Consider the following 21,799-nt stretch of genomic DNA (forward strand, 5'->3'; position numbering starts at 1 on the left):
TTTTACTTCTAACTTCTAACTTCTAACTTCTAACTCTCTTTCTGTCCCATCATCATTAAATAGGCCTTTAAAAAAGGACTAATATTTCCATCCATTACAGCATCAACATTACCAGTTTCATGAGCAGTTCGTACATCCTTAACTAACTTATACGGATGCATTACATAATTACGAATCTGACTTCCCCATTCATTTTTGAGTTTATTAGCTTCGATATCAGCTCTTGCAGCTTGTCTTTTCTGTAATTCAATTTCATATAACTGAGATTTCAACATTTGCATAGCTGTAGCTCTGTTGTCATGTTGAGAACGTGAATTAGAACACTGAATCTGAATTCCTGTAGGTTTATGGTGTAATTGTACTTTGGTCTCTACTTTATTCACATTTTGCCCACCCGCACCACTAGAACGTGCTGTGGTGATTTCAATATCAGCAGGGTTAATTTCTATTTCAATAGAGTCATCAGCTACAGGATATACATAAACAGATGAAAATGAAGTATGTCGTTTAGCATTACTATCAAAAGGAGAAATACGAACCAGTCTATGTACACCATTTTCACCTTTTAACCAACCAAAAGCATAATCACCATCTACCTCAATAGTAACCGTTTTTACACCTGCTGTATCACCACTTTGATAGTTTAAAGTTTTGAGTTTAAAACCTTGTTTTTCCGCCCACATGGTGTACATGCGTAGTAGCATTTCAGTCCAATCGCAACTTTCAGTACCACCGGCACCAGCAGTAATTTGTATTACAGCACTTAAACTATCTCCTTCCTCAGAAAGCATATTTTTAAATTCAATGTCTTCTAAAAAAGTATTTGTTTTTTCAAACTGTTCGTTAATTTCATTTTCCTCTACATCACCTTCCTTATAAAAATCGTATAGTACATGTAAATCATCACTTAAAGACACGATTTCATTGTAATCATTAACCCATTTCTTCTTTAATCGTAACGATTTCATCAATGTTTCAGCTTCTTTTGGATTGTTCCAAAAATTTGGATCAGCTGTTTTTTCTTCTTCATTAGAAATTTCAATCAATTTCTTATCAATATCCAAATAGCCTTTTAATTTGGTTACGCGTTCTGCAATATCTTTTAGCTGTTCGTATGTAATCATAAGGGCAAAAATAAGGTAAAAAAAAGATTTAGTATTTTTAACAGCCTTTTAAATCTAAACCAAATAATTACATGAAAAAGATCGTATTTTTCCTATGCTATTTTTTTACTATTTCTTCTTTTTCTCAATTCTTTGAAGGAAAAAAAAATATAACAAAATATGAGGGTTTTATTCCTTTTTATTATGATGTAAATTCTGATGAAATTTTTCTTGAAGTCTCAAAATTAAATACAGAATTTTTATACGTAAACGCTTTGTCAGAGGGTATTGGATCTAATGATATTGGTTTAGATAGAGGACAGTTAGGTAATGGAGTAGTAGTTAAGTTTGTAAGAGCAGGAAATAAATTGTTACTGATACAACCGAATCAAAATTACAGAGCGGTAACTGATAATTTTGAAGAACAACAATCTGTAAAAGAGGCTTTTGCAAAATCAGTATTACATGGTTTTAAAATTGAGAAAGAAAATAATAATAAGTTCTTAGTGAATGCGACTAGTTTTTTCATTAGAGACGCGCATGGAGTATCGGAAAGATTAGTCAACAACAAACAAGGAAATTATAAATTAGATAAGACCAAAAGTGCTTTTTATTTAGAAAGAACTAAGGCTTTTCCTAAAAATGTAGAGTTTGATGTAATGCTCACTTTTTCAGGAAAACCTAAAGGTAATACTATTAAAAGTGTAACACCCAATCCTTCTTTAGTTACTGTACATCAACATCATTCTTTTGTTGAATTGCCAGATGATCAATATAAACCCAGAGTTTATGATCCTCGTTGTGGTTCTTGGCAAATGACGTATTTAGATTATGCGACACCTGTAGATCAACCAATTAAAAAACGTTTTATTTATAGACATCGATTGGAAAAGAAGAATCCTATTGCAAAAATTAGTGAAGCCATTGAACCTATTATTTATTATTTGGATAGAGGCACACCAGAACCTATACGTTCTGCATTATTAGAAGGAGGAAGATGGTGGAATCAAGCTTTTGAAGCTATTGGATATAAAAATGCATTTCAATTAAAAATATTGCCTAAAGATGCTGATCCTTTAGATATAAGATATAACGTAATACAATGGGTACACCGTTCAACTCGTGGATGGAGTTATGGAGGTAATATTTCTGACCCAAGAACTGGAGAAATTTTAAAAGGTCATGTAAGTTTAGGATCATTACGAATACGTCAAGATTTTTTGATCGCTCAGGCTTTGCAAGCTCCATATGCAATTGGAAATTCAAATGACAAGTTTGCGTTAGATATGGCTTTAGCTAGAATCAGGCAACTGTCAGCTCATGAAATAGGACATACTTTAGGGTTTGCGCATAATTTTGCAGCTAGTACAAATGATAGATCGTCAGTAATGGATTATCCTCATCCTAAATTGACAATTAAAAATGGAAAGATTGATTTTTCCGATGCTTACGATACTAAAATCGGAGTATGGGATAAAGTTACTGTGGCTTATGCCTACCAAGATTTTCCAAACAATGAGAAAGAAGGTTTACTTAAAATTTTAGAAGAGGCATCTAATCAAGGTTTACGATTCATTTCAGATGCAGATGCTAGACCTAAAGGAAGTGCTCATGCTTATGCACATCTTTGGGATAATGGAGAAGATGCTGCTGAAGAGTTAAAGAATGTATTGGATATTAGAAAAAAAGCAATTGATAATTTTTCAATAGATAATATTAAATCGAACCAACCTTATTCGGTTTTGGAAGATGTATTTGTACCCTTATATTTTTTTCACAGATATCAAACTGATGCAGCTTCTAAGTTGATAGGGGGACTTGATTATACCTATGCAATTAAAGGGCAAAAAGATATTATAATGCAAAGAGTTGATGGAAATACTGAACGAAAAGCTTTACAGCAATTGTTAAGAACTATTGATGTAAAGGAAATAGCGATTCCAAAACGATTATTACGAATTTTTCCGCCTAGAGCATATGGCTATAGTAGAACACGAGAGAGTTTTAAAAGTAAACTAGGAGTAGTTTTTGATTCGTACGGAGCGGTACAAACAAATGTAGAATTTACCTTAAGTTATATATTACATCCTGAACGAGTGAATCGTTTACTACAACAGCATAGCATTGATAATACCCAACTTAGTTTGGTAGAAATGTTAGAGGCAATTATAGCTAAATCATTCAAAAAAGAATTTAAAGATTCTTATTACAGAGGATTACATACAGTAGTAAAAAAAGAAATTTTATCTAATTTATTTTATTTGTATAATAGCCCAATTTATTTTGAAGGAAAGGCGATAGTTAACAAAAAAATAAATAGTATTGCATCGTATTTAAAAAACAGCACGAAGGCAGTTGATGAAGAATTTCTTTTGTTGATTAATGATTTCAAAAAAAATCCTTCAAAGTATAGTAAAAAAACAAAAGCGTTAAAAATTCCTGATGGATCTCCTATAGGAACTAAATAAGGATAATACAATATAAAAAGAATATCTCGGCATGGAAATAAACTTAATAAGTGATACAGTTACAAAACCTACGGAAGGAATGTTAAAAGCTATGATGACAACAAATGTGGGAGATGATGTTTTTAAAGGTGACCCAACTGTAAATTTATTACAAGAAAAAGTAGCAGATATGTTTGGTATGGAGGATGCTTTATTTTTTCCTTCTGGAACTATGGCAAATCAAACTGCTATTAAATTACATACGCAACCTGGAGATAAATTGTTTTGTGATAAGTGGGCTCACGTATATAATTACGAAGGAGGAGGTGCAGCTTTTAATGCGGGAGTATCTTGTAAATTAATAGACGGAGATAGAGGAATGTTTACTGCGGAACAATTACAATATGCTGCTGAGGGGAGATCAGACATTCATGTACCGTATTCTAGATTAGTATGTGTTGAAAATACTACAAATAAAGGAGGTGGAGCATGTTGGGATTTTAGTGAATTAGAAGAAATAAAAAAAGTAGCAGATACGTTTAACTTATCGTATCATTTAGATGGGGCTAGATTGTTTAATGCTTTAGTAGCTAAAGGAGAAACTCCAAAACAATATGGAGCATTATTTGATACAATCTCTATTTGTTTATCTAAAGGATTGGGAGCACCAATCGGTTCAGTTTTAGTTGGAAGTAAAGAACATATTGCTAAAGCACTTCGTATTAGAAAATTATTTGGAGGAGCAATGCGACAAGTTGGATATTTAGCAGCAGCTGGAATTTATGCTTTAGATCATCATATAGAAAGATTAGAAGAGGATCATCAAAAAGCTAAAGAAATAGGAGCAATTTTAGAGAAAGCAAACTATGTGAAAAGAGTAGAGCCTATAGAAACTAATATCATTATTTTTTACGTAACAAATGATTTGAATCCTGCTGATTTTATAGATACGATGAAAGATAAAGGAATCCTGTTAACGCCTATGGGAGAAGGAAAAATTAGAATTGTTACGCATTTAGATTATACAGATAAAATGCATAAAACATTACTAAAAGAATTACAAGCATATCAAATGCTTAAATTTTAAAAGAATACTCGTACAATAGGTGAAATAGCTGATGTGTAAATACTTTGTTCATTATCAAATAAAACATCATATCTAAAACCTAAAGAAACATAGCTACTTACCCTGTATGCAGCACCTAAATATAATGCAGGGTAACTAAAGCTATCTGAAAAGTCATCCAACCTTTGATTTACAAATAATTGTTCAAATTCAGTGGAAATTTGTACTCCTTCGAAAGGATTATAAAGTGATAAAACTCCTGTGCTAAAAACATTAGAAACAAAATCGTTAGCACTGGCATATTGATATCCTAAGCTAACACCTGCCGAAAACTTATCATTGAAATCATAAATAGCAGTAGGGGTAATAGCAAAGTTAGTAGAACTTCCTAAAGCTAGTCCTATTCCGCCTCCAAAACGAACATTATCCCAAAAGTTAGATTCTACAGACTGTTGAGTATGGATTAAAATTGATGAAAGAATAAAGAATAAGAATGAAATTTTTCTCATGCTAAAATTGAAATTATTCATCATCTAATTTAGCTAAATCCTTATAATTTCTATATAATTTTCTTAATAAAATACCATAAATCAATTGATAAAACAACCAAGTTAATCCCAGAATAACAGCAAGAAAAAATACCATTCCAATTATGGCTCCAATAGTTTGCATGTTGCTGAAGTCATCGAATTTTTTAAAAGACATAGTTGTAATCACTGAGAACATGATTGCTAAATAACCTAAATTAATGAATACATAATTCTTAACTGTTCTACGTGTAGTTACAATTTGATTCATTAAACTCTTGGTGTTTTCTGTTACAGAAATACTTCTATAATTAATGTAAAATTTATACAAATAATATATCACAATTGCTCCTAAAACAACTTGAGAATACACTACAAAATTTTTAATTCCTAAATCATCATAAATTTTATTAGATTCTTCAAAATCTATAAATAGATAAGAACAACCTAATAAAATGAATTCTATCATCCCAATAATAAAAATCCACTTCACAATAGATGAGGATTTAGATTTCATCATTTTATAAATTTCAACTTGACTTACTTTTTTAGTATCATTATCTTGGTTATCCCAAGCTTCTTTATATTTTTCTAATACATCCATATCTTATTCTTATGGGTTTAGTATTTTTTTTAGTTTATCCTTAGCTCTATTCATTTTTACACGTGCATTAACATTACTAATACCTAATGTATCAGAAATTTCGTCGTAAGATTTGTCTTCTAAATACAAAAATACTAGAGCTTTATCTATATCATTTAATTGTTGAATAGCGGTATACAAAGATTTCAATTGTCTTTCTTCTGTATCATCATATTCAACAGCCTTTATTTTATAAGTAACATCTGAAATATCTTGCGTCTTTATATTCTTAGTTGATTTTCGATATAAAGAAATAGCTGTATTTAATGCCACTCTGTATAACCATGTACTAAATTTAGCATCACCTCTAAACTTTCCATAGTTTTTCCAGACTTGTATTGTTATTTCTTGAAACAAATCATTATGATCACTTTGGTTTGTAGTATAAATCCTACAAATTTTATGAACAATATTTTGGTTGGCTTCAAAATCGTCTAAAAAATTCTTTTCTAGGTTTTTACGCACAATTATTGTTGGTTAGTTAATCTATTAGTAGGAGTAATATATGAAATGTTACATCTTTATAATTAAAAAATTCACTTTTACTTTTATTATTTGTATCTTTGTTTAATAAAACAAGAGCAAGGTTGAACAATATAAAGACAGTTTTTACTATTAAAGACTTGGAAAATATTTCAGGTATTAAAGCGCATACTATACGTATATGGGAAAAGCGTTATAATTTGCTGCAGCCTAATAGAACTGAAACAAACATAAGGTATTATTCTGCAGAAAGCTTACTTAAGCTATTGAATGTAGCGTTACTAAATAAGCATAGTTTTAAAATTTCTAAAATTGCTCAAATGTCTGAAGAGCAAATTACTACTAGTGCCAGAGAGTTAGCGTTTAAATATGCAGTTAATGATGAGGCTGTGAATGCTTTCAAGATGTCTATGTTTCAATTCGATAAAGTTTTATTTAACAATACTTACAATAAATTACTTCATAAAAAAACATTCAGACAAATCTTTAAAGAAGTATTTATTCCGTTCTTGAATCATATAGGTTTATTATGGCAAACCAATACGTTGATGCCTGCGCATGAGCACTTTATATCAAATCTGATTATTCAAAAAATTCAGTTGAATACAGAAAAGCTAGAGTATGCAGCTACTAATACAGATTATACTTATGTACTTTTCCTACCAGATGGAGAAATACATGAGATTGGCTTGATGTATTTAAATTTTGAGTTAGTACTTAGAGGTTGTCAAACAATTTATTTAGGACAAAGCTTACCGTTAAATAATTTAGATTATTTCTTTGAAGGTGAACTCAAAGTTTGTTTCATTACCTCAATGACTGTTCAACCATATGATGATAAGGTTCTGGAATATTTTAATGAAATAGAGTCTATTTTAAAAGATACAGATCACAAATTAATAGCTATAGGAAAGAAAACTTCAATTGTATCTGAAGAATCATTCAGTTCAAATATCGAATTTTATCCTACACTTATCGAGGTTCTTGATACATTATAAAATTTTTTGTTTAAAATTTAGTTAATTTAATTAAACAAAATGTTTTTTTCCATATCTTTAGGATGTAAATAAGAATAAAACTTTGAAAAAAAATATATCAATTATTGGTTCAGGATTCTCTTCTTTGTCTGCAGCTTGCTATTTAGCAAAAGCAGGTTATGAAGTAATTGTGTACGAGAAAAATAATACTCTTGGTGGAAGAGCCAGACAATATCTAAATAATGGTTTCACTTTTGATATTGGTCCTACTTGGTATTGGATGCCAGATGTTTTTGAAAAATTCTTCGCAGATTTTGGTAAAAAACCTTCAGACTATTATCAATTAGAAAAATTAGATCCTGCATATCAGGTTTATTTTGGAGAGAATGATAGTATAACAATCCCTGGTAACTTTGATGAGATTTGCGATATTTTTGAAGAGGAAGAGCAGGGGAGTTCTGTACATTTGAAGAAATTTATCTCTGCGGCAAAAGAAAATTATGATATTGCAGTAAAAGATATAGTATACAGACCAGGTGTTTCCCCTTTAGAGTTGGTTACTCCAAAAACAGCAGTAAGAGTTGGTCAATTTTTTTCTACTATACGAAAACAAGTCCGTAAGAATATTAAAAGTGATAGATTAATCCAAATATTGGAATTTCCTGTATTGTTTTTAGGAGCGAAACCTAGCAATACCCCAGCATTTTATAACTTTATGAATTATGCCGACTTTGGTTTAGGAACATGGCACCCAAAAGGAGGTATGTATAAAGTAATTGAAGGAATAGTAACTCTAGCAAAGCAGTTAGGGGTAGAGTTTAGAACTAATGCCAATATAGATGAAATAAAAGTAGATGCCAATAATACAGTTTCTACTATAGTTGTAAATAATGAAGAAATTCCTACCAATTTAGTGTTAAGCGGAGCAGATTATCACCATACAGAAACGTTGTTACCATCACATTTGAAACAGTATTCAGATAATTATTGGAATAACAGAACTTTTGCACCATCTTCACTGTTATTTTATGTTGGTTTTGACAAGAAATTAGAAAACGTTGAACACCATACCTTGTTTTTTGATACAAGTTTTGATGTTCATGCAAAAGATATTTACGATACACCTAGTTGGCCGAAAGATCCTCTTTTTTATGCCAGTTTTCCTAGTATTACTGATGATTCTTTTGCACCTACAGGAAAAGAGGCTGGAACTTTTTTAATTCCTTTGGCTCCTGGAATAGAAGATACTGATGAAATTAGAGAGAAATATTTTACTATTATAATCGAAAGATTAGAAAAATTAACGAATCAAAACGTAAAAGAAAGTATTATATTTAAAGAAAGTTATTGTGTAAACGATTTTATTAAAGATTATAATTCTTACAAAGGAAATGCTTATGGTTTAGCCAATATTTTAACCCAAACAGCGTTTTTAAGACCAAAGATTAAAAGTAAAAAAGTTAAGAATTTATATTTCACAGGACAATTAACTGTTCCAGGGCCAGGAGTGCCGCCATCATTAATTTCAGGCAAAATAGCTTCAGATTTAATCCTTAAAAACTAACCTCTTATGAAAACTATTTTTGATGATGTTTCTTACAAGTGTAGTAAAATTGTAACAAACAAATACAGCACATCTTTTTCTTTAGCAACAAAGATGCTATCAAAAAATATCCGTTCACATATTTATAATATTTATGGCTTTGTACGTTTTGCCGATGAAATAGTTGATACCTTTCATGAATATGATAAGGAGGGGTTATTGAATAGATTTGAGAAGGAATATTATTTGTCTAAGCACCTTGGTATTAGTATGAATCCTATATTAAACTCTTTTATTCATACTGTAAATACCTATGGAATAACTGATGATTTAGTACAGGCTTTTTTAAAGAGTATGAGAGCCGATCTACACAAAGAAGAATATAAAACTCAAAAAGAATATGAAGAGTACATATACGGATCTGCAGACGTTGTAGGTTTAATGTGTTTGAAGGTTTTTGTAAAAGGAGATCAAGAAAAATATGAAGCCCTTAAAGATCCAGCAAAACGATTAGGTTCTGCATTTCAAAAGGTGAATTTTTTACGTGATTTAAAAGATGATATTGAATTATTAAATCGTTCGTATTTCCCCAATGTTGATCTAAAGCAGTTAGATGCAACATCTAAAAAAGAAATAATTAAGGAGATAGAAGCCGATTTCGAATATGCATTTAATAATGGTATTTTACAATTACCTGTAGAAGCTAAGTTTGGAGTGTATATGGCTTATCGTTATTATAGAAAGTTACTTAAAAAATTAAAAGCAACTCCTTCTTCTAAAATAATGGATACTAGAATTAGGATTTCTAATCCGATGAAGATAAATTTGTTGGCTAGAAGTTATGTGAAATATAAATTAAACATGATTTAATTTTAATTAAGCTTAGTTACGCTATTTGATCAATAAAATATAATATGATAGTATTCATTTTAGTTACGTTAGGAACTTTTTTAACCATGGAAGGCATTACTTGGTTAACTCATAAGTATGTGATGCATGGATTTGGGTGGTACTTGCATGAAGATCATCACCAGCCAGGATACCCTCATGTTTTTGAAAAAAATGATGCCTTTTTTGTAGTTTTTGCTATTCCAAGTATGCTGTTATTTTTCTTTGGAATTCGTCCATCATTGAATCCTTTATTTTTTATAGGACTAGGTATTTTATTATATGGAATAGCATACTTTTTGGTACATGATGTATTAATACATCGTAGATTCAAATGGTTTGATAAAACAGATAATTGGTATTTAAAGGCACTACGAAAAGCACATAAAATACATCATAAAAATATGGGCAAAGAAGAAAGCCAATGTTTTGGAATGTTATATGTTCCTATGAAATATTTTAAAGAGTATTTAAAATAATTTTATTTGTTTTTTAACGTATTAATATCCATAGTTACTCTGTAAATCCTACTTTGTCCATTTGCATAATTTTCAATCATTTGAGTAAAATCTTTAAGGGTATTTACTTCTGATTGTGGAATTTCGTCGCGTTTACTAGTAAAGTATAATATCTTATTTTTTTGATCATAATATGGACAGTAATCCATAAATTTTGAATTGACAGATTTTCCTAAATTTTTTCTTTTTTCAAATTGACCAGACTCATTTTTAAAACTAATATATAGATCACCACTTCCTAATCCATCTTTAGCTCTGTAAATTGAGTATAATAAGAAATCTTCCTGAGGAGAGATATAAGCATTAAACTCGTATCCGATACCATTTATATTTTCGTCAAACCTTAGTGGTGTGTCATAGTTTTTACCATTCCATTTAGCAAAAAGAATATCATCTTTACTCGTTTTAGCATGTTGGTCTGAAGTATAATAGATATTGTTATTCGTACTTAGAGAAGGGTAGAACTCATTAAAGTCAGTATTTACAGGGGCTCCAATATTTTTAGGTTCTGACCACTTTGAGTTAGTGTTTTTACGTTCTACATACCAAATATCATAATCATTTGTTTTATCACCTTGGTTTGGTCTATTAGAAGAAAAATATAACTTCAGGTTATTAGGACTTAAAAAAGGTTCGATGTCTCTATATACTCCTGAAAATTTTACAATTTCAAAAGAACCCCATTTTTTACCTTTCCTTAGTGTTTTTACAATGATTGATTTATTTTCATTTAAATTTTGAACAGTAAAATACCCTTCATTTCCGTCAGCTGACATTGTGAAGTCTCTACAATTTAAAAATTGCTTAAAAGAGAGGTCTATAGGCATTACTGATTTTAAATTTTGACTGAAACAAACTATGGAGAATAACAATAAAATTGGAGTAAATATAGTTTTCATTTCTAAAGGTTTTCCAGCAAATTACGTTTTATAATCTTATAGCTAATACATTGAAATTAATTTTAACTATTATTTAGGAGCTTAATGTATTCTTGATATTTTCAAGAGACTCAAAAGATTTAATTTAAACTTTACTTGTTAATGTTCTAGATTTAATTATTAGTTATAATAGACATATTTGCGTTCAATAATAGTTTTTGGAAATATACCTTGATCGAATTCGGTTTTTTTTATCCAGTTTCCTTTATCATCAAATTTATATGTATACACCCATTTACTACTTAGTTTTCCGTTCGGTTCATGTATGTTTTCTTCGATTTTATTTCCCTTAGTATCATAAACAAATTCATAATAACTAGTTAAGTTTTTACCAAAAGGGTCATAGGTGTTTATTCGAATATTTTTTCCTGAGGCATCATACTCAAATGTTCTTTTACTAACAGCTTCCTTAGGATTATATGCATATTTTTCAGTACGTTCAATTTTATTTCCTTTTTCATCGTATTTAAAAAAACGCTCCAGTGTTAGTTTATCAGAAGAGTTATAAATTTCATCTTTAGTTTTATTCCCTTTTTCATCATAAAAATATATCCATTTATAAAGTAAACGATCACTATTATTTACATAACAGTACATTTGAGTTTTCTGACCTTCTTCATTATATTCTGGTATAAATTTGTTCCCGGCCCCATCAAACTTATAAAGAAATTCGTTTATAATTTTTCCTTTTCTATCGTAATTTTTTATTATTTTTTGATAATGATTTTCTTGCTTTTTTTCTTCTATAATTTCATAAGATAACTCTGTGAAAGATTTTACTTGTCCTTTTAAATTTTCTAAATCCCAGTCATTTTTCTCTGTGTTATTAACACAGCTACTGTAAGTAATTATCATAAAAAAAACTAAGGTAAATAATATTAACTTACTCTTAGTTTGTTTGAATTTCTCAAATGTATACATAGTTTTATGTTATAGTTATTGAACTCAAACATATATAACTATTTTTCTAAAATAGAATGCGACTTAATATTCGAAAGGATTGACTATATATTAGTGCTTAGTGTATGAAAATACTATAAATAATTAGCTAATTTTCCTTTTGATTTCTTCTAAAGACAGATTATGTATACTTCCAATGTGACTATGTTTTTTGCTAGTATCAGGAATGTAAGTTCCTTGTTCCACTTCACTACTAATTTTCTGGTAAGCTTCTCTAAAAGGCATTCCATCAGTCACCAAAGTATTAATATTATCAACTGTAAAGAGATATTTATATTTTTCATCGTTAATATCTATATCCTTTACAATAATTTGTTGGATAGCATAGGTGAAAATATCTACAATGGTTTTTGTGTTTTCAATAGCTTTTATACTATTTTCTTTTAATAATTGATAATCTCGGTGGTATCCACTAGGTAGATTATTGGTTAATAATAGCATTTCTGTTTGTATAGCTTGAATTTGATTACATTTCCCTCTAATAAGTTCAAAAACATCAGGGTTCTTCTTATGCGGCATTATACTACTTCCTGTAGTTAATTCATCAGGAAAAGAAATGAACCCAAAGTTTTGACTCATATATAAACAGATGTCCATTGAAAATTTACTCAAAGTATTGGCCAAGTTTCCTAAAGAACTTGAAATGATTCGTTCGTTTTTACCTCTAGCCATTTGCGCTGCAACTACATTATACTTCAAGGTTGAAAAATTCAGTTCTTTGGTAGTAAAATCTCTATCAATAGGAAAAGAACTTCCATACCCAGCGGCAGAACCTAAAGGATTTTGATCTACAATTTTTAACGAAGCAGCTAATACGTCAATATCATCAACTAAACTTTCAGCATAGGCGGAAAACCACAAACCAAAAGATGAAGGCATAGCAACTTGTAAATGTGTATATCCAGGCAATAACTGTTCTTTATATTGTTCTGCAAGTGCCATAAGTGTATGAAAAAGTGCTTTCACTTTTTCAATGATAACTTGTAATTCGTTTTTATAATACAATTGTAAAGCCACTAAAACTTGATCATTTCTAGATCTTGCTGTATGAATCTTTTTTCCTGTATCACCTAATTTTTTAGTAAGCTCATATTCTATTTTAGAATGCACATCTTCAAAATCATTTTCAATTTCAAAGTTTCCGGTTATAACATGTTCTAATAATTCATCTAAAGCAGCTACTAAAGTTTCTGCCTCTTTTGTTGAGATGATACCAACTGAAGCCAGCATTTTTGCATGAGCTTTAGAGGCTAATATATCGTATTTGGCAATATGAAGATCAATTTCTCTATCATTTCCAACAGTGAAATTTTCTATGGTTTTATCTAATGTAAAATCTTTTTTCCAGAGTTTCATAATTTCAATTATCAATTATAAATGTTCATTGATCAGTGTTCACTGATCACAGTAGTTAGTATTTTAATATAAATATCGATTCCTTCTTTAATTTCATCAATATAAATGTATTCGTCTGCTGTATGTGAACGTTTACTATCTCCAGGTCCTAGTTTTACAGATTGACAACTCAATACCGATTGATCTGATAAGGTAGGAGAACCATAGGTTTCTCTTCCTAAAGTAATTCCAGCTTTAACAATTTCATGATTCTTATTTATAGATGAAGAATTTAATCGGAGACTTCTTGGTATCATTTCACAAGGCGCTTCTTTTGCTAGAATAGTTGCTATTTCTTGATTGGTGTATTTATCATTTACTCGAACATCAACCACTAAATCAACGGCAGAAGGTACGGCGTTATGTTGTTTTCCTGCGTTAATTTGTGTGACAGTCATTTTTACATCACCCAAAACTTCTGAAGTTTTATTGAACGTATAATTTTTAAACCATTCTAATACTTCTATAGTGTTATAAATTGGATTATCGTCATTTGGATGTGCAGCATGACTAGGTGTTCCTTTTACTTTACCATCGAAAACAATTAAACCTTTTTCGGCTATAGCTAATTGCATTTGTGTAGGTTCACCAACAATAGCCACATCAATTTTAGGTATTATGGAAAGCATACTATTTAAACCATTAGGCCCGCTACTTTCTTCTTCGGCAGAACCTACAAAGACTAAATTATATTTTAAGTTTTTTTGATGATAGAAGTAACTAAACGTAGCTAGTAAAGAAACTAAACAACCTCCAGCATCATTACTTCCTAAGCCATATAATTTTCCATCTTCAACTATGGCTTTATGTGGATCTTTAGTATACCCATTATTAGGATATACAGTATCATGATGAGAGTTCAATAAAATAGTGGGTTTACTTTCGTCAAAATATTTATTTACTGCCCATACATTATTGTTATTTCTTTTATAATCTATATTATGAATTTCACACCAATATGCTAATAAATCTCCTGTTTTGTCTTCTTCGGAAGAAAAAGAAGGAGTTTCAATCAGTTTTTTGAGTAAATCTATAGCACTATACGTAAGTTCTTGTTGTGTCATTATAGTTGAAATGTTGTACATTTTATATGGTTATTAAAAGGCATTTTGTTGTTTCCTATATGAACACTTGTCACGCCTTTTTGAATAGCTTGTAAACAATTATGTATTTTAGGTAGCATGCCTTCATGAATTATATTTTGTTCTTTAAGGTCTTCATAAATTGAAGTATTTATGGTTTCTATTACAGAGTCATCATCTTCAATATGTTTCAATACTCCATTTTTTTCGAAACAATAATAAAGTGATACATTATAATTTTTAGACAAACCAATAGCTAGTTCAGCAGCAATAGTATCTGCATTGGTATTTAATAATTGCCCATTTTCATCATGTGTAATTGCGCAAAAAATAGGTGTAATTTCATGTTGTAGCAAAACATCTATAGCTCTTGTGTTTACTTGAACAATATCACCAGCAAAACCATAATCAATTTCTTTTACAGGACGCTTAACAGCAACAATACTATTACCATCTGCTCCAGAAAAGCCAATTGAATTACAATTTCTCGCTTGTAATTGTGCGACAATATTTTTATTGATTTTACCACTGTATACCATAGTTACAATATCTAGAGTTTGTGCATCTGTAATTCGCCTTCCATTAATCATTTTAGGGGCTATACCCATTTGTTTGGAAAGTTCAGAAGCAGATCTACCACCACCATGGACTAAAATTTTAGGAACTGCTAATTGTGCAAAATCGTCTAAAAACCCATTCAGAAGTTTTTTGTTATTGATTACGTTTCCGCCAATTTTTATGATTTTTAAATTCGTCATTGAAATATATACTATTTGATTACCTTTCGACTGCGCTCAAGGAGACATTTGTCAGGTCGAGTATAGTCGAGACCTTAAATCATATAAGTTAAGAATCTATTTGCTCTAAAATTTGTTTTAATACTATTTGTGCAGCAAAAGTTCTATTATTAGCTTGATCAATAACTAATGAATTTTCTGAATCTAATACAGCATCTTCTACAACTACGTTTCTTCTTACAGGCAAGCAATGCATAAATTTGGCTGTATTCAATTTATCTTGTGTGATCATCCAATCAGCATCTTGATGTAAAATTTCACCATAGTTAGTATATGAACTCCAATTTTTAACATATACAAAGTCTGCATCTTTACAAGCTTCTTCTTGATTATAATTTATGTGAACATCACCAGTAATATCAGTGTTTAATTCATATCCTTTGGGATGTGTAATCGTAAAATCTACAGGTAATTCTTGCATCATAGTCACAAATGAATTGGCTACGGATTGTGGTAATGCTTTAGGGTGTGGTGCCCAAGATAATACTACTTTAGGTTTTTTAGTAGCTGCAAATTCATTAATAGTTATAGCATCTGCTAAGGCTTGTAATGGATGTGCTGTTGAGCTTTCTAAATTTACTACAGGAACATTAGCATACTTTGTAAAGCTATTCATGATGATTTCTGCATAATCTTTTTCTCTATCTTTTAAAGTAGGAAAAGCTCTTACTGCAATAATATCAGCATATTGTGCAATTACTTTTGCAGCTTCTTTAATGTGTTCTGAAGTGGATAGATTCATAATAGTACCATCTTCAAATTCTAAATTCCAAGAGTTACTAATTTGTAGACAAATAACATCCATACCCAAGTTTTTAGCTGCTTTTTCTGTGCTTAACCTAGTTCTTAGACTTGCATTAAAAAACAGCATGACTAAGGTTTTATTAGTTCCTAAAGTTTTATGTTTAAAAGGAGAAGCTTTTAATGCAATAGCTTCTGTTATAGTTTGAGATAAATTTTTAATATCATGTATATCTGTATATTTTTTCATGGTAATACGTTTTGTCAGGTCGAGCAAAGACCTAATTATTAATTTGCTCTTTTACTTCTCGCTTGTTACACAAGATACTTTCAAACAAAAATTTTTGTTTTCAAGTAGTGCTCGAAGTGACATTCTCTAATACTTTTTTCAATGCATCAATAAAAATAGCTACGTGTTCTTTTTGAACGGTAAGAGAAGGGAGAATCCGTAATAGATTTGGATTTTTAGAGCTTCCAGTGAAAATTTTATGATTGTAAATCAATTCTTTTCGTAATTCAGCTATTGGAAAGTCAAACTCTAATCCAAGCATTAATCCACGACCTTTTATGGTTTTAATTTCAGGGATTTCTGCTACTTTATCTATGAAATAAGCAGAAACGTTTTTAGCATTTGTTAATAAATCTTCTTGTGCTATGGTTTCTAAAACAGCTAATGAGGCTGTACAGGCTAAGTGATTTCCTCCAAAAGTGGTTCCAAGTAAGCCAAAAGAAGCTTTAATATTTGGATGAATTAAAATTCCACCTACAGGAAAACCATTTCCCATACCTTTAGCCATAGAAATAATATCTGGTTCAATTCCATGTTTTTGAAAAGCGAAAAAATCACCTGTTCTACCAAATCCTGATTGTACTTCGTCTGCAATAAATAAAGTATTATATTTTTTACACAAGTCGCTTACCTTTTGGTAGAATTCAGTAGTAGCTTCATCTAATCCACCTACACCTTGAATAATTTCTGTAATTACTGCACAAACATCTCCATTAGCTAAGCTTTTTTCAACACTTACCAAATCACCATATTCAATAAAATCAACATCTTGTTGTGCATTTATTGGAGCTACAATTTTTGCATTATCGGTAGCAACTACTGCGGCAGAAGTTCTCCCATGAAAACTATTTTTAAACGCAATAACCTTTGCTTTTCCAGTATGAAACGAAGCTAATTTTAATGCATTTTCATTAGCTTCAGCACCAGAATTACATAAAAACAATTGGTAGTTATTACAATTTGACATTTCGCATAACTTTTCAGCTAATTGTACTTGTAAAGGATTCTGAATAGAATTACTATAGAATCCTATATTAGTCAATTGTTCCTGTAATTTATTGACATAAGTTGGATGCGAATGTCCAATAGAAATTACTGCATGACCTCCGTATAAATCTAAATATCGAGTATTATTTTCATCATATACATAAACATCTTTAGCTTTTACTGGAGTAATGTCGAATAACGGATATACATTAAATAAACTCATATTTGTTCTTTTTTTATCGTATTAATTTTATTGAATGAAGCTACCATACCTTGAATAAGAGAGGAACTTAATCCTTTATGTTCCATTTCATTCAAACCTTCAATAGTGCAGCCTTTAGGAGTTGTTACTCTATCTATTTCTTCTTCTGGATGATTTCCAGATTCAATTAATAAGTTAGCAGCACCTTCACTAGTATACATGGCTAATTCTTGTGCTTCTTTAGCATCAAATCCTAATTGAATAGCGGCTTGTGTAGTTGCCCTAATCAATCGCATCCAAAACGCAATTCCACTAGCACACACTACGGTTGCAGATTGCATTAAATTTTCAGAAATAGCCATGGAATTTCCTAAACGATTAAAAATGGCTTTGGCAACTTCAATACGTTCGTTTCCTTTTGTATTAGCACATAAACAAGTCATCGATTTACCGACAGCAATAGCAGTATTTGGCATGGCTCTTATGATAAATTGATTGGCACCAACAATAGCTTCAATTTTTTCAATAGAAAAACCAGTGATGGTTGAAATTAATATATGCTTGTCTGTTAGTAAGTGCTTTATTTGTTCTAGAATTTGTTCAAAATGTCTAGGTTGAACAGCAAAAATTAGAATATCAGAATTTTGAACTGCTTCAATATTGTCAGTAGTTAGTGTTACTTTACCATATCCTTCGAATTCTTGTATTTCAGAAAGATTTCTTTTCGTAAGATATAATGTAGTAATGGCATTGTTTATAATGAGTCCTTTAGCGATAGACTTACCTAAATTTCCTGTTCCTATAATGGCTATTTTCATGAGAGTGTTTGTTTTTAAAAATAGTTAGCTTTTAATTGAAGACCTTCTGTTTCTTCAAATCCAAACTGTAAATTCATATTCTGAACAGCTTGTCCTGATGCTCCTTTCAATAAGTTGTCAATACAACTTGTAATTAAGAGTTGATTTTCATGTTTATGGATATGAATTAAGCACTTATTTGTGTTTACAACTTGTTTTAAATGTAAGGGTTGATCACTGATAAAAGTAAAGGCAGTATTTTTATAAAAACTTGTATAAATATCTTTAGCTTCTTTTTCAGTTCCTTCAAACTCTGTATATACGGTAGCAAATATTCCTCTAGAGAAGTTTCCTCTATTTGGTAAAAAATGTACATTATGTTCATTTTTTCCTTGAAGTTTATTAATAGTCTGATGTATTTCACCTAAATGTTGGTGTACAAAAGGTTTATAATAAGAAAAGTTATTATCTCTCCAAGTAAAATGTGTAGTTTTAGATAAACTAGTTCCAGCACCTGTAGCTCCGGTTACTGCATTAACATGAATATCATTTTTGATTAACTTATGCTTAGCCAGAGGAATGATAGCCAATTGAATTGCAGTTGCAAAACAACCAGGATTAGCAATATAGCTAGTATTTTGAATTTGTTTTGTATTGATTTCAGGTAAACCATATACAAATTCCTTTCTTTGGAAAACAGCATCATCAGTTAATCGGAATTCATTGCTTAGATCAATGATTTTGGTATGGTTATAGAATTGATGTTCAGAAAGAAATTTACCTGAGTTTCCATGACCTAAACATAAAAATAATACATCTATATTTGGATTCACTGTACTGGTAAAACTTTGTTCTGTAGCGCCTACTAAATCTTGATGTATTGCACTGATTTTATTTCCAGCATTAGAAGTACTATATACAAAATCTATAGTAACTTCTTTGTGATGAAGTAATAATCTAATTAATTCACCAGCAGTATATCCTGCACCACCTATAATTCCAGCTTTAATCATAACCGTTTGTATTTTGATAGATTTTTGTTTGATTTCCGTATATGTTTATAAAACCTTTAGCGTCTTCAGCTGTCCAAGCATTATTCATCTCTCCATAGCTTCCAAATTTTGATTGCAGCAAATCATGCTCAGATTCAATACCATTTAATATGAAATGATAGGGTTTTAAGGTTATAAATACATCGCCACTCACTTTTTTCTGACTACTACTTAACATGGCTTCAAGGTCTCTCATTACAGGATCCAAATACAATCCTTCATGCAAATGGGTACCATACCAATTAGAGATATAATCTTTATGTTGTAGTTGCCATTTAGTTAATGTGTATTTTTCTAATAAATGGTGTGCTTTAATTAGTATTAAGGCTGCCGCAGCTTCAAAACCAACTCTACCTTTAATGCCTAAAATAGTATCACCTACATGAATATCTCTTCCAATAGCGTATTTAGAAGCCATAGTATTCAATTTCTCTATAACAACTTCAGAAGTATATACTGTATCGTTTAGAGCAATAGGTTCTCCATTTTCAAAAGTAATTTTGAGCGTAGACTCTGAGGTTTCTTCTAACTGTGAAGGATAAGCTTCTTCTGGTAAGGCTAGGTGAGAGGTTAGTGTTTCATCTCCACCAACGCTTGTGCCCCATAAACCTTTATTAATAGAATATTTGGCCTTTTCCCAAGCTAAATCTACACCATAACTTTGTAAATATTCAATTTCCGCTTGTCTGCTTAATTTTTGATCTCTAATAGGTGTAATGATTTTAATCTCAGGCGCAAGTGTGTTAAATATCAAATCAAAACGTACTTGATCATTACCAGCACCCGTACTACCATGGGCAATATATTCTGCATCAATTGACTTGGCGTAATTGATAATTTCTATGGCTTGTACAATTCTTTCTGCACTAACAGATAGAGGATAGGTGTTATTTTTTAATACATTACCGAAAATTAAAAACTTAATTACTTTTTGATAGTAATTACTAACAGCATCAATATTTTTGTAAGTTTTTACTCCTAATTGATATGCCTTTTCTTCAATAGATTTTATTTCGTTAGTTGTAAATCCACCAGTGTTTACACTAACAGCGTGTACTTCAAAATTTTTATCTTTTGTTAAATGTACTGCGCAATATGAGGTATCTAACCCGCCACTGTAGGCTAAGACTAATTTTTTCATCTTTTTGTTTTAATTAACTCTATTATGTCACCCTGAATTCATTTCAGGATCTCATTAAGAGATACTGAAACAAGTTCAGCATGACGAACTGTCATTTTTTCTCTTTTTTTAAGAATAAATGTTGCTTTATGCTTTTTAGCCTAGTAAAGGTTTTTTCCCTTATTTTTTTCTTAGGCTGATTGTTTTTCTCCGTTGTTGGGTCGTATAACATTCCAGTGCATAAACACATTTGTTGACTTGTCCTTTGTAAAACATCATAATTCACACAGGTTTTACATCCATTCCAAAAGGTTTGGTCGGTTGTTAATTCAGAGAAAGTAACAGGTTTATAACCTAAATTACTATTCAATTTCATCACCGCTAATCCAGTAGTAATACTGAATATTTTAGCGTTTGGAAATTTTGTTCTTGAATGATCAAAAATTTTCTGTTTTATTTTTTTTGATAATCCTTTACCTCTATAATCTGGATGTACAATTAAACCTGAATTAGCCACAAATTTTCCGTGACTCCACGATTCGATATAACAAAATCCAGCGAATTTTCCATTTTCCAATGCTATTACTGCATTACCTTCTTTCATTTTAGAAATAACATATTCAGGTTTTCTTTTGGCAATACCAGTACCTCTAATTTTAGCGGCATTTTCTATGGTAGTACAAATTTGTTCTGCGTAAATACTATGTGATATATCAGCAATAATGATGTCCATTATTTCTTAGATGTTTTATTATTTTGTTTGTCTTGTTAGTTTGAAAAGAGAACCGGACTCACCTAAGTTCTGTAAAGTATAATAGCCCCTTACGGGCGCGGGAAAAAGCGGCGTACAAAATCTCTTCTATCAGTTTCGATAGACTTTGTTTTAGATAAGAAAGATGTATTGATAGTTTGCATTATGAGTTAAAATAAGATTCAAATTTCATTTCATTCTTGGGTACGTGGACTAGCGACGTCGAATGGGACGCGGTCGTCGTACAGAAATTTGATTTGTCTTATTGTTATGCATGCTGCTAATGTATAAAAAAAATAAAAACAAAAAACATTTCTTTAAAAAATAACTTAGAATTAATATTTGAATCTTACAATACTGAATGGTTAAGTGTTGATTTTCAATCGAAAATTAAGTTTTGAAATGGATATTTAGCTTGTTGAAATCGAATTAGGAAATTCGTGCTTCACTAAATGGAGTTACCCAATTTATCTATTATTTCTCTATGGTAAGA

General features: G+C 30.5%; 21 protein-coding genes. 6 read left to right on the forward strand and 15 right to left on the reverse strand.

Annotated elements, in window-relative coordinates; translation table 11 throughout:
* Positions 1 to 29 precede the first annotated feature (29 nt).
* Positions 30 to 1,124 (reverse strand): peptide chain release factor 2, encoded by a 1,095-nt coding sequence (prfB, locus tag BVC87_RS05590; protein ID WP_075341373.1) that lies wholly within the window; start codon positions 1,122 to 1,124, stop codon positions 30 to 32.
* A 71-nt stretch (positions 1,125 to 1,195) separates the two neighbouring features.
* Between prfB and BVC87_RS05595 the strand changes: the two genes are divergently transcribed.
* Both BVC87_RS05595 and BVC87_RS05600 read left to right on the forward strand, forming a co-directional pair.
* Complete coding sequence (locus BVC87_RS05595; RefSeq protein WP_075341374.1) at positions 1,196 to 3,571, forward strand: zinc-dependent metalloprotease; 2,376 nt, start codon at positions 1,196 to 1,198, stop codon at positions 3,569 to 3,571.
* Between the two features lie 31 nt (positions 3,572 to 3,602).
* The gene (locus BVC87_RS05600; protein ID WP_075341375.1) at positions 3,603 to 4,637 is read left to right on the forward strand and encodes a threonine aldolase family protein; all 1,035 of its coding nucleotides are present in this window, start codon (positions 3,603 to 3,605) and stop codon (positions 4,635 to 4,637) included.
* Here the strand turns inward: BVC87_RS05600 and BVC87_RS05605 are convergent.
* The 3 genes from BVC87_RS05605 to BVC87_RS05615 are packed head-to-tail and all read right to left on the reverse strand — an operon-like array spanning position 4,634 to position 6,251.
* On the reverse strand, positions 4,634 to 5,125 hold the full coding sequence (locus tag BVC87_RS05605) for a hypothetical protein (RefSeq protein ID WP_143569721.1): 492 nt from the start codon (positions 5,123 to 5,125) through the stop codon (positions 4,634 to 4,636). The two genes, BVC87_RS05600 and BVC87_RS05605, sit on opposite strands and share 4 nt — an antisense overlap.
* Before the next feature lie 13 nt (positions 5,126 to 5,138).
* A complete protein-coding gene (locus BVC87_RS05610; RefSeq protein ID WP_075341377.1) occupies positions 5,139 to 5,747 on the reverse strand; it encodes a hypothetical protein in 609 nt (202 codons plus the stop codon).
* A gap of 9 nt (positions 5,748 to 5,756) precedes the next feature.
* Positions 5,757 to 6,251, reverse strand: a complete 495-nt coding sequence (locus BVC87_RS05615; RefSeq protein ID WP_075341378.1) for an RNA polymerase sigma factor — start codon at positions 6,249 to 6,251, stop codon at positions 5,757 to 5,759.
* A 122-nt stretch (positions 6,252 to 6,373) separates the two neighbouring features.
* On the opposite strand from BVC87_RS05615, the gene BVC87_RS05620 reads away from it, so the two are divergent.
* The 4 genes from BVC87_RS05620 to BVC87_RS05635 all read left to right on the forward strand — a co-directional run bounded on the left by BVC87_RS05620 (position 6,374) and on the right by BVC87_RS05635 (position 10,156).
* Entirely contained in the window at positions 6,374 to 7,267 is an 894-nt protein-coding gene (locus tag BVC87_RS05620; protein WP_083629303.1) for a MerR family transcriptional regulator, read from the forward strand.
* A gap of 82 nt (positions 7,268 to 7,349) precedes the next feature.
* A complete protein-coding gene (locus tag BVC87_RS05625; RefSeq protein WP_075341380.1) occupies positions 7,350 to 8,810 on the forward strand; it encodes a phytoene desaturase family protein in 1,461 nt (486 codons plus the stop codon).
* Between the two features lie 6 nt (positions 8,811 to 8,816).
* Complete coding sequence (locus tag BVC87_RS05630) at positions 8,817 to 9,659, forward strand: phytoene/squalene synthase family protein (RefSeq protein WP_075341381.1); 843 nt, start codon at positions 8,817 to 8,819, stop codon at positions 9,657 to 9,659.
* 44 nt (positions 9,660 to 9,703) lie between these two features.
* On the forward strand, positions 9,704 to 10,156 hold the full coding sequence (locus tag BVC87_RS05635; RefSeq protein ID WP_234974639.1) for a sterol desaturase family protein: 453 nt from the start codon (positions 9,704 to 9,706) through the stop codon (positions 10,154 to 10,156).
* A 2-nt stretch (positions 10,157 to 10,158) separates the two neighbouring features.
* On the opposite strand, the gene BVC87_RS05640 is transcribed toward BVC87_RS05635, so the two are convergent.
* From BVC87_RS05640 to BVC87_RS05690, 11 genes are all read right to left on the reverse strand, one after another.
* On the reverse strand, positions 10,159 to 11,094 hold the full coding sequence (locus BVC87_RS05640; protein WP_075341382.1) for a PD40 domain-containing protein: 936 nt from the start codon (positions 11,092 to 11,094) through the stop codon (positions 10,159 to 10,161).
* Positions 11,095 to 11,253: 159 nt separating this feature from the next.
* Positions 11,254 to 11,988 (reverse strand): hypothetical protein, encoded by a 735-nt coding sequence (locus BVC87_RS05645; protein WP_143569722.1) that lies wholly within the window; start codon positions 11,986 to 11,988, stop codon positions 11,254 to 11,256.
* A gap of 189 nt (positions 11,989 to 12,177) precedes the next feature.
* A complete protein-coding gene (gene argH / locus BVC87_RS05650; protein WP_075341384.1) occupies positions 12,178 to 13,449 on the reverse strand; it encodes an argininosuccinate lyase in 1,272 nt (423 codons plus the stop codon).
* 32 nt (positions 13,450 to 13,481) lie between these two features.
* A complete protein-coding gene (locus BVC87_RS05655; protein WP_234974640.1) occupies positions 13,482 to 14,573 on the reverse strand; it encodes a M20 family metallo-hydrolase in 1,092 nt (363 codons plus the stop codon).
* Positions 14,552 to 15,328, reverse strand: a complete 777-nt coding sequence (gene argB / locus BVC87_RS05660) for an acetylglutamate kinase (RefSeq protein ID WP_200799163.1) — start codon at positions 15,326 to 15,328, stop codon at positions 14,552 to 14,554. The genes BVC87_RS05655 and argB overlap by 22 nt, the downstream gene beginning before the upstream one ends.
* An 88-nt stretch (positions 15,329 to 15,416) precedes the next feature.
* Positions 15,417 to 16,358, reverse strand: a complete 942-nt coding sequence (locus BVC87_RS05665) for a Rossmann-fold NAD(P)-binding domain-containing protein (RefSeq protein WP_075341387.1) — start codon at positions 16,356 to 16,358, stop codon at positions 15,417 to 15,419.
* 100 nt (positions 16,359 to 16,458) lie between these two features.
* Positions 16,459 to 17,607, reverse strand: a complete 1,149-nt coding sequence (locus BVC87_RS05670) for an aspartate aminotransferase family protein (protein ID WP_075341388.1) — start codon at positions 17,605 to 17,607, stop codon at positions 16,459 to 16,461.
* Positions 17,604 to 18,404, reverse strand: coding sequence for a pyrroline-5-carboxylate reductase (gene proC / locus BVC87_RS05675; protein WP_075341389.1), 801 nt, complete (start codon positions 18,402 to 18,404; stop codon positions 17,604 to 17,606). Before proC ends, BVC87_RS05670 begins: the two co-directional genes overlap by 4 nt.
* 14 nt (positions 18,405 to 18,418) lie before the next feature.
* A complete protein-coding gene (gene argC, locus BVC87_RS05680) occupies positions 18,419 to 19,396 on the reverse strand; it encodes an N-acetyl-gamma-glutamyl-phosphate reductase (RefSeq protein ID WP_075341390.1) in 978 nt (325 codons plus the stop codon).
* Positions 19,389 to 20,576, reverse strand: a complete 1,188-nt coding sequence (gene argG / locus BVC87_RS05685) for an argininosuccinate synthase (protein ID WP_075341391.1) — start codon at positions 20,574 to 20,576, stop codon at positions 19,389 to 19,391. Before argG ends, argC begins: the two co-directional genes overlap by 8 nt.
* 91 nt (positions 20,577 to 20,667) lie before the next feature.
* Positions 20,668 to 21,288 carry a GNAT family N-acetyltransferase gene (locus BVC87_RS05690; protein ID WP_075341392.1) on the reverse strand — a complete coding sequence of 207 codons (621 nt, stop codon included), beginning with the start codon at positions 21,286 to 21,288 and terminating at the stop codon, positions 20,668 to 20,670.
* Positions 21,289 to 21,799 lie beyond the last annotated feature (511 nt).

The organism is Tenacibaculum agarivorans, assembly GCF_001936575.1.
Taxonomy (GTDB): Bacteria; Bacteroidota; Bacteroidia; order Flavobacteriales; family Flavobacteriaceae; genus Polaribacter; species Polaribacter agarivorans.